General features: G+C 71.2%; 12 protein-coding genes. 2 read left to right on the top strand and 10 right to left on the bottom strand.

What is annotated here, in order from left to right; translation table 11 throughout:
- Positions 1-8 precede the first annotated feature (8 nt).
- From C9992_RS14610 to C9992_RS14575, 8 genes are all read right to left on the bottom strand, one after another.
- Positions 9-1,187, bottom strand: coding sequence for a glutamate--cysteine ligase (locus C9992_RS14610; protein WP_106816363.1), 1,179 nt, complete (start codon positions 1,185-1,187; stop codon positions 9-11).
- Positions 1,184-2,641, bottom strand: a complete 1,458-nt coding sequence (locus tag C9992_RS14605) for a M20/M25/M40 family metallo-hydrolase (protein WP_106816362.1) — start codon at positions 2,639-2,641, stop codon at positions 1,184-1,186. Before C9992_RS14605 ends, C9992_RS14610 begins: the two co-directional genes overlap by 4 nt.
- A gap of 175 nt (positions 2,642-2,816) precedes the next feature.
- On the bottom strand, positions 2,817-4,094 hold the full coding sequence (locus C9992_RS14600) for a D-arabinono-1,4-lactone oxidase (protein ID WP_106816361.1): 1,278 nt from the start codon (positions 4,092-4,094) through the stop codon (positions 2,817-2,819).
- The gene (locus tag C9992_RS14595) at positions 4,091-5,059 is read right to left on the bottom strand and encodes a 3-hydroxyacyl-CoA dehydrogenase family protein (RefSeq protein WP_106816360.1); all 969 of its coding nucleotides are present in this window, start codon (positions 5,057-5,059) and stop codon (positions 4,091-4,093) included. The genes C9992_RS14600 and C9992_RS14595 overlap by 4 nt, the downstream gene beginning before the upstream one ends.
- Positions 5,056-5,553 carry a ribose-5-phosphate isomerase gene (locus C9992_RS14590; RefSeq protein WP_106816359.1) on the bottom strand — a complete coding sequence of 166 codons (498 nt, stop codon included), beginning with the start codon at positions 5,551-5,553 and terminating at the stop codon, positions 5,056-5,058. Before C9992_RS14590 ends, C9992_RS14595 begins: the two co-directional genes overlap by 4 nt.
- Positions 5,550-7,262: a dihydroxyacetone kinase family protein gene (locus tag C9992_RS14585; protein ID WP_106816358.1), complete on the bottom strand. Its 1,713-nt coding sequence runs from the start codon at positions 7,260-7,262 to the stop codon at positions 5,550-5,552. Before C9992_RS14585 ends, C9992_RS14590 begins: the two co-directional genes overlap by 4 nt.
- Entirely contained in the window at positions 7,259-8,245 is a 987-nt protein-coding gene (locus tag C9992_RS14580) for a sugar phosphate isomerase/epimerase family protein (RefSeq protein ID WP_106816357.1), read from the bottom strand. Before C9992_RS14580 ends, C9992_RS14585 begins: the two co-directional genes overlap by 4 nt.
- Positions 8,242-10,584, bottom strand: coding sequence for a glycoside hydrolase family 3 N-terminal domain-containing protein (locus C9992_RS14575; RefSeq protein WP_106816356.1), 2,343 nt, complete (start codon positions 10,582-10,584; stop codon positions 8,242-8,244). The genes C9992_RS14580 and C9992_RS14575 overlap by 4 nt, the downstream gene beginning before the upstream one ends.
- A gap of 94 nt (positions 10,585-10,678) precedes the next feature.
- On the opposite strand from C9992_RS14575, the gene C9992_RS14570 reads away from it, so the two are divergent.
- Positions 10,679-11,530, top strand: a complete 852-nt coding sequence (locus tag C9992_RS14570) for an SMP-30/gluconolactonase/LRE family protein (protein ID WP_106816355.1) — start codon at positions 10,679-10,681, stop codon at positions 11,528-11,530.
- A gap of 27 nt (positions 11,531-11,557) precedes the next feature.
- Here the strand turns inward: C9992_RS14570 and C9992_RS14565 are convergent, their stop codons facing one another.
- A complete protein-coding gene (locus tag C9992_RS14565; protein ID WP_106816354.1) occupies positions 11,558-12,787 on the bottom strand; it encodes a beta-ketoacyl-[acyl-carrier-protein] synthase family protein in 1,230 nt (409 codons plus the stop codon).
- Positions 12,788-12,851: 64 nt separating this feature from the next.
- On the opposite strand from C9992_RS14565, the gene C9992_RS14560 reads away from it, so the two are divergent.
- Positions 12,852-13,478 (top strand): TetR/AcrR family transcriptional regulator C-terminal domain-containing protein, encoded by a 627-nt coding sequence (locus tag C9992_RS14560; RefSeq protein ID WP_106816353.1) that lies wholly within the window; start codon positions 12,852-12,854, stop codon positions 13,476-13,478.
- Here C9992_RS14560 and C9992_RS14555 read toward each other — a convergent pair.
- The gene (locus C9992_RS14555) at positions 13,463-13,915 is read right to left on the bottom strand and encodes a winged helix-turn-helix transcriptional regulator (protein ID WP_106816447.1); all 453 of its coding nucleotides are present in this window, start codon (positions 13,913-13,915) and stop codon (positions 13,463-13,465) included. The two genes, C9992_RS14560 and C9992_RS14555, sit on opposite strands and share 16 nt — an antisense overlap.
- Between the last annotated feature and the right edge of the window lie 81 nt (positions 13,916-13,996).

Raw genomic sequence — 13,996 nt, 5'->3', positions numbered from 1 at the left:
CCCGGGGCTCACGAGGTCGTCGTATCGACCTCTGAGGTCGCTGCGCCGGGGGCATCCATCGCGCGCAGCGCCGCCGCCACGACGTCCGCGCACGAACCTCCCTGCTCGTGGGCGGATCGCTGCCGCCGTGCCCCGTTGCCGCGATGGAGGATCTCGCCGAACGCGGCCACCACCGCCGTCCGTTCGGCAGGATCGGCGAAGCCGGCGTCGATGTGGGCCAGCAGCGCGCTGACCGCCTCGGAGGCCGGGCAGGGGTGGCCTGTGAGCGGGTGCACGAGGTCCTCGTCCAGGCCGGACCGGCTCGCACGCCAGGACGCGAGCCGCAGGAGCCCGGTGGGCACGGGATCGATCTCTTCGCCTGCCGCCCACGCCGCGGCCGACACCGTCACGAGGGAGCGCACCGCGACGGCCAGTGCCGCAGCATCCTCCGGATCCAGGCACACGTCCGCGATACGCACTTCGACCGTCGGCGCGTGATCCGACAGCCGGGCGTCGAAGTAGACCATTCCCGGATCCAGCAGCACGTTCGCATCGAGGAGGCGCCGGATGCCGTCGCGATATGCCGCGGCGGACCCGAACGGGTCGTACGGGCCGGCCGTCGGCCAGCGGCCCCACGCCTGGTAACGGTAGCTGGCGAAGCCGGTGTCGCGGCCCTGCCAGAACGGAGAGTTCGCGCTGAGCGCAAGGAGCACAGGCAGCCAGGGGCGAATGCGGTCGAGGACTCCGACGCCCTCCTCGGCGCCGTCCACGGCCACGTGGACATGGAAGCCGCAGGTCAGCTGCTCATCCATGGTGAGCCCGAAGTGCCGCTGCATCTGGTCGTAGCGGGGTGTCGACACCAGGTGCGGGGTACACGGAACGGGTGCCGTCGCCAACGGCACCGCCCGTGCGCCGACGGACCGCGCGGCCGCGTCGGCGGCACCGCGGCCGGCGACGATCGAGGCCCGCAGCCCGTCCAGCGTCGAAAGCGGTGGACCCACCACTTCGATCTGCTCCCGTTTGACCTCCAGTTCGAGGCCGGGGGCGACCGCGGCCGCGCGGCCCATCAGCGCCTGTGCGACCGGGGTCGGCACGAGCGTCTGCGCGTCCACCAGCAGCAGTTCCTCCTCCACTCCGACGGTGCGCACCGGCCGCCCGGGCTGGGCCGGCACCACGCCGCGCTCCGGCGCTGCGAGAGGAATCGTCATGAGAGCGCCTCCTTCGGCAGGTCACCCAGTCCGGTCCACAGGTGCGCGATCGACGCGGCTCCGCCGAGCAGCATGCGCAGGCTGACGCTCTCGTCGCTGGAATGCCAGTGGTCCTCCGGGAGCCCCGTGCCCAGGAAGAGGACGGGGGCATCGAGGACCCTGCTGAGGAGGTCGGCTGGTCCCCCACCCGCGTTTCCGACGCGACCGATGTCGGCGCGCCCGAACCCGGCCGCGATCGCCCTTGTCATCGCGTCCAACGCCGGACCGCGTGGCGTGATGTAGGGGTCCTGCCCGATCTCGACGTCCACCTGCAACGAGTACTCGACGCTGTCCGGGATCGCCCGGGCGACGAAGTCGCGCAGCTGGTCGGCGACGACCTCCACACGCTGGTTCGGAACTGTCCGGATGTTGAGCGTCGCCTTCGCCACGGACGGGATGACCGCCCGCGGGATCCCCTCGGGGTCACCGGCGAGGAGGGTCAGCACCTCCAGCGACGGGCGCACCCACAGCCGTTCCTTGGGATCGTATCCGCTCTCGCCGGTGATGCTGCGGGTCTCGGTTCGGGTGGTCCACGACTCCTCGTCGAACGCGACCGCGTCGAGCTCCTCGGCACGTTCGTCGTCGACGGGTTCCACATCGTCGTAGAACCCGGGCAGCGTGATCCGTCCGCCCGAATCGCGCAGCGCGCTCAGCAGGTCGGCGAGCACATGCGCGGGGTTGGGCGCGACCCCCGACACGATGCCGCTGTGGACGTCACGTGCCGGTCCCTCGATCGAGAGGGAGGCGGTCACGATGCCCCGCATCGACGTCACCACCGCGGGGTCGTCGGTGGTCCATTGCACGGTGTCGGAGAACACGATCACATCGCACGCGAACTGCTCGCGGCGCTCCTCCAGCAGGTCCTTGAGGTGCGGCGAGCCCGTCTCCTCCTCCCCCTCGACGAGAAGCTTGAGGTTCACCGCCGGGCGATCCCGCCCGGCGGCAGCCAGGTGTGCGCGCAGGCCCCACAGGTGGGCCAGCACCTGACCCTTCGCGTCCGACGCGCCGCGCCCGTACACCCGGCCATCGCGGAGCACCGGCTCGAAGGGCGGCGTCGCCCGCCACTCCTCCGGCTTGGCGTGGCGGACGTCGTGATGGCTGTACACGAGCACGGTCGGCAGCCCCGGGTCCACCAGCCACTCCCCGTAGACGGCGGCGGCGTCGCCGGTCTGGTAGACGGTGGCTTTCAGCCCGGCATCCCGCATGTCCTGAGCCAGCCAGCGGGCCGAGCGCAGCACGTCCGAGGTCCGCTCGGGGTCGCCGGCGACGGAGGGGATGCGCACCCACTCGCACAGCCCCTCGACGATGCGGCGGGTGGATTCCTCGAGGAACGAGGTGACCGCATCGGCGTCGAGAGGGTCGCGCGCCTCACCGCGGACCGCGGCTCCCCCCGCGCCACCCTTCGCGGACGTCATGACATCCCGCCTGGCACATCGAGCCTCCGGCACATCGAGTCCCCCTCGCCGAAGCACCGCGCGGCGCCTCTCATGTGCCTCTCACACTGGGCCCGATCAGGCTGAGACGCTGGGGGATTGACGCAGGCAGCCGCGCCCGGTTATGGTCCCCGCCGCGCCGGGAGCGCGCCCGCACTCAGAACCCGAGCCGCTCCAGGAAGTCGTTGCGGAACACACCCCGCGGGTCCAGCCGGTCGCGGAGTGCCGCGAAGTCGCTCCAGCGCGGGTAGAGGCGCGGCATCCGGTCGGCCGCCCCGTCGAGCACGAAGAGCTTGCCCCAGTGCGGTCGCGCGCCGTACGGCTCGAGCGCGGCTTCGATGACGGGCAGCAGCGCCTCGACTTCGGGCTGGTCCGGTTTCCACGTGAAGTGGATGCCGACCACGTCGGTGTCGTACGCCGGCGACAGCCAGAGCCCGTCGCGGGCGACGGTGCGCAGCTCGCACACCTGCAGGAGTGGAGCCACCCGCGGCGCGAGGGCGCGGATCTGCTGGATTGCGGCGACCGCGTTCGGCCGGGGCACCAAGTACTCAGATTGCAGCTCGTCGCCGTTGGAGGGTGTGAACTCGAGCTTGAAGTGCGGCAGCCGGGCATACCAGGGGCCCGGTCGGCCGAGCTGATCGGTGCAGCTCTCGGCCGACACGTCCGGAAGCGGATGCCTCTTCGCCGTGGCGGGCGCGGCCCCGAGGACGTCGTCCGGCGCGTCGCCGGCAGCATCGGCGCGGCGCTTCACCCACAGCTGGTCGACGATGCCGGGATCGCGCCACGTGTGGAACATCGAGACGCTGTAGCCGAGCCCCGTGACCGCGTCCAGGTCGGCCAGCACCTCGTCCAGCGGGAGCCGTTCGTACACGGTCTGGGCGACCTCGAACGTCGGCACGATGTCGAGTTCGACCGCCGTGACGACCCCCAGCGCACCGAGCGAGACCACCGCACCGTCGAAGTCCGCGTCTCCGCGCCGCAGCGTCTGAAGTTCCCCGTCGGCGGTCACGAGCTCGAGGCCGGCGACCGCGGAGGCGAGCGAGCCCACCGCATCACCCGAGCCATGGGTGCCGGTCGCCACGGCGCCGGCGAGCGAGATGTGCGGCAACGAGGCGAGATTGGCCAGCGCCCACCCCTCCCGGTCGAGCACAGGCGCGAGGCCCCCGTAGCGGAGCCCGCCTGACGCGCGCACGACGCGGCGCGCGCTGTCGATCTCGACCGTGGCCGGCAGCGTGCCGGACAGGATGTGCACACCGTCGGTGTCGGCGATGGTGTTGAAGCAGTGGCGGCTGCCGAGGACCTTGGCCCGCGAGGCCGAGCGGACAGCGTCGATCAGCTCCTCCGTCGACGTCGGCGCCACGACGCGCGCGGCGCGGTACTCGAGGTTGGAGGCCCAGTTGCGGTGCACGTCGGCGGTGGGTGCGGTGGAGGTCATGACTGCGATTCTGCCGCGGGTTCGTCGAACGGCGACGGACCGAGCTCGTCCAGGAGGGCCTTCATCTTCGCGTACGCGCGGTTGCGGTACGCGACCAGCTCCGGAATGCGGGCCGGGTCGATCGCGCGGAACCCCCCGCCCGTCTTGGTGCCGAGCTCACCGCGAGCGATCCGCTCGCTGAGGATCGCGGGCGTCGCGAAGCGCTCGGGGAAGTCCTCCTGCAGCGACGCGTAGCAGAAGGCGTACACGTCCAGGCCCGCCATGTCGGCGATCGCGAACGGCCCGAAGAACGGCAGGCGGAAGCCGAACGTCGAGCGCACGATCGCGTCGATGTCCTCGGTGGTGGCGACGCCCTCGTCCACGAGCTGGGTTGCTTCGTGGAACAGGGCGTACTGCAGGCGGTTCAGCACGAACCCCGTCGCGTCCTTCACCCGGGCGCCGACCTTCCCGCTGCCCTCGATGAGCTGTTCCACGGCGGTGATCGTCGCCTCCGAGGTCAGCGGGTGGGGGATGATCTCCACTCCCGGCACGAACGGTGCCGGATTGGAGAAATGCACGCCCAGGAAGCGCTCGGGGTGCGAGACCGCCTCGGCGAGCCTCGTGATCGAGATCGTGGACGTGTTGCTGCCGATGATCCCGCTCGGGTTGGCGTCGGAGATGCGGCGCAGCGTCGCGTGCTTGACTTCGATCCGCTCGGGCACGGCCTCCTCGACGAACTCGGCGCCGGTGACCGCCTCTTCGATGCTCGCGGCCGCGGTGATGTTCGCCGCGATCGTTGCCGAGGCGCCCGCGGGGAAGAGCCCCTGTTCCTCGAACTGCTGCGTCTCCAGGCGGATCCGCTCCAGATTCGCCTCGGCGATCTCAGCGGTCGCATCGGAGATGACGACGGGGTGACCGGCCAGGGCGAAGACCTGGGCCATGCCACCGCCCATGTAGCCGCTGCCGACGACGGCGATACGGGTCATGAGCACGCCTCCGTGTCATCTTCGCGAGCGGTGGCCGCGTTGTCGTACTGCTCGATCGCCGCCACCTTCGCAGCGGAGGCGGAGCTGGGATCGAATCGGTAGTCCAGCCACTCCGACACCAGGCGCTTGGCCAGCTCGAGGCCGATCACGCGCTGTCCCATGGTGAGCACCTGGGCGTTGTTGCTCAGCACGGAGCGCTCGACGGAGTAGCTGTCGTGCGCGGTCACGGCCCGGATGCCGGGCACCTTGTTCGCCGAGATCGCGACGCCGAGCCCGGTGCCGCACACGAGCAGCGCACGGTCCGCCTCGCCGCCCGCGACGCGGCGCGCTGCTTCGACGGCGACGTGCGGGTAGTCCGTGTGCTCGTCACCCGATACGCCGACGTCGAACACCTCGGCGACACGAGGGTCGGCCTCGAGCAGCGCCTTCAGCGCCGTCTTGTACTCGTAGCCGGCATCGTCGCTTCCGACGACGATGCGCAGGGGGTCGGTCATCGCTCTTCCTTCCGTGCGGTCTTCGCGATCGAGGTCGCGATCAGAGCCAGCGAGGTGGCGCCGGCATCCGGGTGTCCGAGACTCTTCTCGGCGAGTGGACGCGCCCGGCCGAGGGCCGGGCGGAGCTGGGATGTCGCGGCCGCCGCGGCGGTCGCGGCCTCGGCCGCGGCCGTGAGGGCGTCGGTGAGCGCGGCGCCGGAGGCCAGGCGGGCCTCGAGCTCGCGGACGAAGGGCTCGAGCGCGTCCACCATGGTCTTGTCGCCCACCCCCGCCCCGCCCCGCGCGGTCACGGCCTCGAGCGCTGCCCGGGCGGCGGCGACCGTCGTCACGCGCGGGTCCGCATCGTCCTGGTCGAGCGACCGGCCGATGGCGCGGAGCATCGTGCCCCACAGCGCCCCGGAGGTGCCGCCGGCCTTCTCGCTCCACGCATCCCCCGCCGTCGCCAGCATGGCCGCGAGCCCCGCGTCGGGGTCGGCGGCGGAGCGCGCGGCGTCGATGCCGGTGCGCATGCCCACGCCGTGGTCGCCGTCGCCGGCGATCGCGTCGATGCGCCCGAGCTCGGCTTCGTTCTCGTGCATCGTGGCACGCGCGGCGTCGAGGAAGGGCAGCGCGACCGCCGCCGCGTGCCGGGACCGGTCCGACGCCGCGGGGGTCTCGAGCGCCGTCTGCGCCGCGGCATCCTGCTCCTGCACGTCGCCGGGGGCGGCGACCTGCAGCGCGCCCTTCCGGTAGGCCGGTGTATAGGCGGGGGCGCTCCACAGCGGCTCGAGCTCGTCGTCCAGCCACACCAGCGTCAGTGAGAGGCCTGCCATGTCGAGGCTGGTGACGAGCTCGCCCACTTCCGGCTCCACCACCGTGAGGCCCGCAGCGCCGAGAAGCTCCGCGACGTCGCGGTAGAGGACGAACAGCTCCTCGTACTTCACCGTGCCGAGTCCGTTCACCAGCACCGCCACGCGGGTGCCACGGTCCTCCGGCACGTCGTCCAGGAGCGCGTCGACGAGCGTCCGCGCGAGCTTCGCTGAGCCGGCCCTCGGCACGTCGCGGATGCCGGGTTCCCCGTGGATCCCCAACCCGATGGACATCATCCCCTCCGGCACCGTGAACAGCGGCTCGTCGGCGCCAGGGAACGTGCAGCCGCCGAAGGCCACGCCGAGGGTGCGGGTGCGATGGTTGGCCAGCCGCGCCAGGCGCTCGACCTCGTCGATCGTGTCGCCGCGCTCGGCGGCGGCGCCGGCGATCTTGAAGACGACGAAATCGCCCGCGATGCCTCGCCTCTTGTCGAGCTCGTCAGGGGGTGCGCTGGCGATGTCGTCCGTGCACAGCACCGTGCGGACGTCGATCCCCTCCTCGCGCAGACGCTCCTGCGCCTCGCCGAAGTGCAGCACGTCGCCGGCATAGTTGCCGTAGCTGAAGAGCACGCCGCCGCCGCGGTGGGCGGCCTTCGCGACGCGGTACGCCTGTCCGGCCGAGGGCGACGTGAAGATGTTGCCGCATACCGCGCCGGCCGCCATCCCCGCACCGACGACCCCCGCGAAGGCGGGGTAGTGGCCGGAGCCGCCGCCGACGACGAGCGCCACCGTGCCGGGCGCAGCCGGCGCCGAACGCACCACTCCACCGTCGACCGCCCTCACCAGGTCTGCGTGCGCCGCCACGAATCCGGCGAGCGCCTCGCGAACGAACTGCGACGGGTCGTTGGCGATGCGCGTCATGAGCGCCCTCCTCGAACGCTCTGAGGCTGTCGGACCCTGCTCGTGCCCAGTGCGTACCCTTCTCGCTTGGGCAGCACGTGGCGGCGGAGGTAATCCCGGTTGTCAGCGCACACGCTCAGGCCGTCGCCGCCGTAGTTCTCGACGCAGATGACGCCTTGGAAGCCCTGCTCGATCGCGTACCGGAACGCGCGGCGGTAGTCGATCAGCCCGTACTGCATGGGCGCGGGCACCGCGAAGTACTCGCCCCGAGCCGAGTCCTCGTCGCGCGCGTAGTTCTTCACGTGCCAGAAGTTCGCGTACGGCAGCGTCTTCTCGACCAGCTCCCACCACGGCTCGATGGGCCGGTGCAGACGGATCAGGTTCCCGATGTCGGGGTTGAGCCCGACGTTGTCCAGGCCGATGTCGTTCACGAGGCGCACCGCCGAGTCGGCGGTGCCGAGGAACGTGTCCTCGTACATCTCCAGGGAGACGAGGATGCCGAGCTCAGCCGCATGCCGTCCCAGCTCCTGCAACCGGCTCACCGCGAGCGCCCAGTCCGCAGGATCGTCGCGGTGGCCTTCCGCCGTCCAGAACCACAGCTCCTTCTGCTGCTGCGCGGTGAGGGCCTGGTGAAGGCCGAACGACACCGTCTCGATCCCCAGCGCGGCCGCTGCTTCGAGCGTGCGGTGACTGTACGCGAGGTTCTCTTCGCCGTCGGCGTGGTCGATGACGCTGCGGCGGATGGCCGAGATCGAGGTGGGGACGACGCCCGCCTCGGCGGCGACGTCGGCGAACGCCCGCAATCGCTGCGCGTTCAGATCGCCCACCCGCAGCCACGAGTCGGTGACGTCGACCCTGTCGAAGCCGGCATCCGCGATCTCGGTCAGGGTGCCGATCCACTCCTCCGGGCCCGCGTCGGTGACGCTGCGGCCATCGGACGTGCGCCCGGGGAAGGGCAGCGCGGCGGCCGCGATCGGCCAGTTCTGCGCGGTGAGACCGCTCACGCGGCATCCTCCTCGTGCTCGATGCGGACCCCCGTGACGAGCACCGGGTCGTCGACGACGCGCACCTGGCCTGTGATCGTCAGCTCGGCGGGCGCGGTGACGCCGGTCAGCGACAGCCCGGCGCTGAGGATCACCACGCCGGGTTCCACGATGCGGCGGCGCTCGAGCCCGGTGAAGGAGAAGCGGTCGGCGTGCAGCGAGAACGAGACCGACGCGGCCGCCCCGGCCTCCAGCGCCACGCGGGCGTACCCGACGAGCTGCTGCACGGGCCGTGTCACCTGCGCCACCGGGTCGGAGCTGTAGAGCTGGACGACGGTGGCGCCCGCGCGATCTCCCGTGTTCGTCACGGTCACTGTTGCGACGACCGTCCCGTCCGCCGGCATCTCGGCGCGGTCGAGCACGACATCACCGAGGTCGAACGTCGTGTACGACAGGCCGTGTCCGAACGAGAACGCCGGCGCGATCGACAGGTTGCTGATGCGGTCGCCGTCCTGTCCGAGCGGCGGGGCGAGGTAGGTGTGCGGGAGCGCGCCGCCGGTCCGCGGGATCTGCACCGGCAGATGCCCGCTCGGATTCACGGCGCCCGTGAGGACCCCCGCGAGCGCACCGGCGCCTTCGACGCCCGGCATGAACGACTGCACGATCGCGGCGGCGCGGTCGGTGTACGCGCCGAGCGCGTACGGGCGACCCGAGAGCACCACGAGCACGACGGGGGTCCCGGTGGCCAGCAGCGACTCGACGAGGCGCCCCTGCTCCCCGGGAAGGTCGAGGTTCGGGGCGTCCGACCCTTCGCCCGAGGTGCCCTTGCCGAACATCCCTGCCCGGTCTCCGACGACGGCGATGACCACGTCGCTGGACGCAGCCGCCGCCACGGCGCGCGCGATCTCGCCCTCGTCGGCGGAACCGGTCAACGGGCAGCCACGCTCGACTCGCACGTCGGCGCCGGCCATGGCCGCACGCAGCGCATCGGGGAGCGAGACGGCCTCGATGCCCAGCCCCATCTCGGGATGCCGCGGCATCACGTGGATCGGGTAGGAGTATGCGCCCATCATCGCGCCGGGGTCGTCGGCGCACGGACCGATCACCGCGACGCGGCGCGTCTCGGCCGTCAGCGGCAGCGTGTCGTGGCGATTGTCCAGCAGGACGATGGACTGCTCGGCGAGGCGCCGGGCGATGTCGCGGTTGCGCTCGCCGTCGAGGTCCACGTCGGCGGGCTCCGCCGGCGACCAGCCGTCGTCGAGCAGACCCAGCTCGATCTTCTGCCGCAGCACGCGGCGGGTGGCCGTGTCGACGTCGGCCAGGGTGCGCGCCGGGTCCGGATCGTCGACATCCACCACGCGATAGGCGGCGATGTCGGGAAGCTCCACGTCGATCCCCGCGTGCAGTGCCAGCCGGCCAGCCTCGGGCATGGTGGCGGCCACGCCGTGCTTGGACTTCAGGAACGCCACCGCCCAGTAGTCCGAGACGACCGTGCCGTCGAAGCCCCACTCGCCGCGCAGGAGCTCGGTGAGCAGCCAGCGATCGGCGGCCGCCGGCACCCGGTCCAGTTCGGTGTACGAGTTCATGACGCTCGCGGCGCGACCGACCCGCACGGCCATCTCGAACGGTGGGAGCACCAGATCGCGCAGCTCCCGCTCACCCATCGAGACCGGAGCGTGATTGCGGCCGCCGCGCGAGGTGGCGTGACCGGCGAAGTGCTTCAGCGTGGCGAGGATGCCGGCATCCTGAAGCCCCTGCACATACGCGGTGGCGAGCGTCCCGACGACGTACGGGTCCTCGCCGAGCGTCTCCTCCACGCGACCCCAGCGGTAGTCGGTGACGACGTCGAGCACCGGAGACAGGCCTTGATGCACCCCGACCGCTGCCATGTCGGCGCCGATCGCGTGCGCCATCTCCCGCACGAGTTCGGGGTCGAAGGTGGCCGCCCAGGCCATCGACGCCGGGTAGACCGTGGCGCCGAGGGTCGTGAACCCGGTCAGGCACTCCTCGTGGACGATCGCGGGGATCCCCAGGCGTGTCGCGTCGATGAGGTGCCGCTGCGACCGCTGCACCTGCTCCATGCCCTGGCGCGGACTCACCGGCGTGGTGCCGAAGACGCGCGTCAGCTGACCGATGCCCTCCGCGACCGCCTCCTCGAAGGGCGGACGCCCCTGCGAGAGCACGTCCTGCATGGGCGCGATGATCTGCGTGGAGTCCCGTTTGTCCGCCCAGTAGCTGCCCAGCTGCGCGAGCTTCTCGGCGTGCGTCATCTCGGCGAGCAGCGCATCGACGCGTGCATCGATGCTCGCGGTAGGGTCAGCCCAGCGCGGTGAAGTCACGACGTCCGTCGGCTGTGTCATCCTCGACCTTCCGAATATTTGTTTTTGTAAACAACAATTCTCGAATCACAGATTACCTTCGTTGTAAACGCCGTGCCAACTCGAGGAGGAGCAGATGAAGGCGGAGCTGGTCGCAGCGGATCCGAGCGGGATCTTCCATGGGGAGGGTGCGTTCTGGGACGACACGAGCGGAGCGATCCGATTCGTCGACATGCTGCGCGGCGATGTGCTCACCGCCACCGCCGCGGGACTGGAGCGACGGCATGTGTCCGACGTGACAGCGGTGCTGCGCAGTCGCCGCCGGGGCGGCTTCGTCATCGCGACCGAGCGGGGGTTCGCACTGACCGACGGGGACTTCGGCATCGAGCAGGAGATCCCGGTCTTCACCGACCCGGACGTTCGGATGAATGAGGGCGCCTGCGACGCTGCGGGCCGCTTCTACTGCGGGAGCATGGCGTTCGACTCGCGCGATGGCGGCGGCCGGATGTACCGACTCGACCCCGACCTCTCGGTGCACGTGGTCATGCCGTCGGTCACGGTGCCGAACGGACTCGTCTGGAACGCCACGGGCGACGTGGCACTGCACGCCGACACCGGCGAAGGGGTGATCTGGACGTACGAGTTCGACGCAGGTCGCGGCGAGTTCGGCTCGCGGCATCCGCTGGTCCGCTTCGACGGCGCCGCCGGCCTGCCCGACGGCATGTCGATCGATGAGGAGGGCGGCATCTGGGTGGCGGTGTGGGGCGGCGGCGCCGTGCACCGCTACTCGCCGGCGGGCGCGCTGGATCTCACGGTCGACCTTCCCGTGTCGAACGTCACCTCGTGCGCGTTCGGCGGCAGTGACCGTCGCACGCTGTTCATCACGACCTCTCAGCAGGGGTTGTCCGAGCCGGAGCCGCTGGCGGGATCGCTGTTCGCCGCCGAGGTCGGCGTCGCCGGCGCACCCGTCCACACGTTCGCGGGCTGACTCACATCCAGCCGCCGTCGCGCGTCGTCAGGCTGCAGTGAACACGAGCGCGACGTTCTGACCACCGAAGCCGAACGAGTTGCTCAGCACCGCCGTCTGCGGCGCATCGCGCCGCACCGCGGGCACGTCGAGGTCGATCTCGGGGTCGATGCCGCTGCTGATGTTCCGCGTCGGAGGCACGATGCCGTGCTGCACGCTGAGCGCGGCGAGGATCGCCTCCACCGCGCCTGCGGCTCCGAAGAGGTGACCCATGGCGGCCTTCGGCGCAGTGACGGTCACCCTCCCGAAGACTTCGGCGATCGCGGCGGCCTCTCCCGCATCCCCCACGGAGGTGCCCGTCGCGTGCGCGTTGATGTGCGAGATCAGCGAGGGCTCGACGCCGGCGTTTCGCAGCGCAGCACGCATGGCCGCGATCTGGCCGGCACCGTCGGGAGCCGGTGCGGTCATGTGGTGCGCGTCCGAGGCGATGCCCGCGCCCGCCAGCACTGCCCGCACGCGTGCGTCGCGCGCCTGCGCGTGTGTCGCGCTCTCGAGCACCACGACGCCGGCGCCCTCGCCGAGCACGAACCCGCTGCGGTCGGCGGCGAACGGACGTGACGCGTCGGCGGGGTCCCCGTCAAAGCGGGACAGCGCGCGAGCCTGCCCGAATCCCGCCACCGTGATGGGGGTGATCGCCGCCTCCGTGCCGCCCGCGATCACCACGTCGGCCTCGCCCGCTCTGATCAGTCGTGCCCCGAGCGCGAGCGCTTCGGCGCCCGACGAGCACGCCGATACCGGCGTGTAGACCCCGCCGCGCGCGTTGTAGGCGATGCTCACCGCAGCCGCGGCGGCGTTGGGCATCAGCATCGGGACGGTGCGGGGTGACACGCGACGCGCGCCGGCGGACGCGAGCGCCTCGTGCTCCTTCAGCAGCGTCTGCACGCCGCCGATGCCGGTGCCGATCACCGAGACGAGTCGCTCCGGGTCCACCTCCGGCGATCCGGCGTCCGCCCACGCCTCGGCGGCCGCCACCAGGGCGGCCTGCTGTGACCGGTCCAGCCGACGCGCTTGCGCAGGCGCGAGCAGGGTTACCGGGTCCACAGCCATCGTGCCCGCCGCCGTGGGGGCGAGGTCCGCGCGTCGGGACGTACCCAGAACATCACCGCGGATGCCGGATGCGCCGTCGAGGAGCGCCTCCCACGTGGTGGCTGCATTCCCTCCCAGCGGCGTGATGGCACCCAGCCCGGTCACCACCACATCGTCGCGCGCTCCACTCATCACGGGCCTCCTTGTATGTCATACAACACCGGCAAGAGTCATTTGTATCACATACAATTCGAGGATGGATGCCGCTCCCGCCTCGGACCCGCCCACGTCCGCGCGCATCCCCACCCGGCAGCGGATCCTCGAGTCCACCGCCCGGCTCACCGTGGAAAAAGGCGGCGGCGAGGTCAGCGTGGCGGAGATCGCCCGCAGCGCCGACGTCTTTCCCAACCAGATCACCTACCACTTCGGGTCCAAGGACTCGCTGCTCGTGCAGGCCGCATTCCTCGCACTGCTCCACGACGCGGAGCGCATCGAGCGCGTCGGTCGTCAGGCCGCCGATGCGGCCGCCTTCCGCAAGGGGATCGCCCGCGTGGTGCTGGCACTGCCGTCCCTCCCAGCTGTCGCTCGAGCGCTGGCCGCGGGCATCGCCCAGCCACCACTCGCCCCCGTCATCGACCGTCGGGTCCAACTGCTGTTCGTGCAGTCAGAGCGATATCTGCGCCGACTCCGCCTCGAGCGCGGGTGGGTGACCGAGCGCGACCCGGGCGTGGAAGCACGGACCTTCTGGAGCGCGGCGCTCGGAGCGACCCTGCTGTCGCGGGCCGGAGTCAGCGGATCGCCGGCAGATCTGGACCTTGCCGGGACCTTGACGATCCGCGAACCGGAATCCCGCGTCGATCGCGCCGGTCAACGAGCCTCCTGACGGGCCCCCTCCCGCGGCCACATCGTCTCGGGCCGGATGGGGTCGCCGCACTCCGCGCACGTCACCGACGGGGTCAGCGTTGCTCCGCAGCTGTGCTCGAAGACGACGGGTGGACCGTCTGGACCGGGCAGATGCTCGTCTCCCCACGAACGCAGGACCACGAGCACGGGCAGCAGGCTCCAGCCCAGATCCGTGAGGCGGTACTCGTGGCGGGCAGGGCGCTGCTGGTACTCGATCCGCGCGACGAGGCCATTCGCCTCGAGTTTGCGCAGGCGGGCCGTCAAGATATCGCGGGGGGCGCCGGTGTAGCGGCGGATCTCCTCGAAGCGGCGATTGCCGAACATGATCTCGCGGATCGCGAGGAGCGTCCACCTCTCCCCCACGACCTCCAGGGTGCGCGCGATCGAGCACTCTCTCACGTCGGTCACATCGGGCATGAGTCCGATCATAACGCCGAGTTGGATTTTCCAACTGACTGTTCTACGGTGACGATATCGGGCCGCGCACGGGCCCGCGGA

It is taken from the genome of Microbacterium timonense (assembly GCF_900292075.1).
GTDB lineage: Bacteria > Actinomycetota > Actinomycetes > Actinomycetales > Microbacteriaceae > Microbacterium > Microbacterium timonense.
Note: the sequence above shows the minus strand (reverse complement) of the source record. Positions and strands in the feature narration are given on the sequence as shown.

What these genes read in the sequence shown, in the direction of transcription:
- C9992_RS14585 (WP_106816358.1), bottom strand. Translation starts at nt 7,262, where the DNA reads ATGACGCGCATCGCCAACGACCCGTCGCAGTTCGTTCGCGAGGCGCTC.
- C9992_RS14590 (WP_106816359.1), bottom strand. Translation starts at nt 5,553, where the DNA reads ATGACCGACCCCCTGCGCATCGTCGTCGGAAGCGACGATGCCGGCTAC.
- C9992_RS14570 (WP_106816355.1), top strand. Translation starts at nt 10,679, where the DNA reads ATGAAGGCGGAGCTGGTCGCAGCGGATCCGAGCGGGATCTTCCATGGG.
- C9992_RS14610 (WP_106816363.1), bottom strand. Translation starts at nt 1,187, where the DNA reads ATGACGATTCCTCTCGCAGCGCCGGAGCGCGGCGTGGTGCCGGCCCAG.
- C9992_RS14600 (WP_106816361.1), bottom strand. Translation starts at nt 4,094, where the DNA reads ATGACCTCCACCGCACCCACCGCCGACGTGCACCGCAACTGGGCCTCC.
- C9992_RS14555 (WP_106816447.1), bottom strand. Translation starts at nt 13,915, where the DNA reads ATGCCCGATGTGACCGACGTGAGAGAGTGCTCGATCGCGCGCACCCTG.
- C9992_RS14565 (WP_106816354.1), bottom strand. Translation starts at nt 12,787, where the DNA reads ATGAGTGGAGCGCGCGACGATGTGGTGGTGACCGGGCTGGGTGCCATC.
- C9992_RS14560 (WP_106816353.1), top strand. Translation starts at nt 12,852, where the DNA reads ATGGATGCCGCTCCCGCCTCGGACCCGCCCACGTCCGCGCGCATCCCC.
- C9992_RS14575 (WP_106816356.1), bottom strand. Translation starts at nt 10,584, where the DNA reads ATGACACAGCCGACGGACGTCGTGACTTCACCGCGCTGGGCTGACCCT.
- C9992_RS14595 (WP_106816360.1), bottom strand. Translation starts at nt 5,059, where the DNA reads ATGACCCGTATCGCCGTCGTCGGCAGCGGCTACATGGGCGGTGGCATG.
- C9992_RS14605 (WP_106816362.1), bottom strand. Translation starts at nt 2,641, where the DNA reads ATGACGTCCGCGAAGGGTGGCGCGGGGGGAGCCGCGGTCCGCGGTGAG.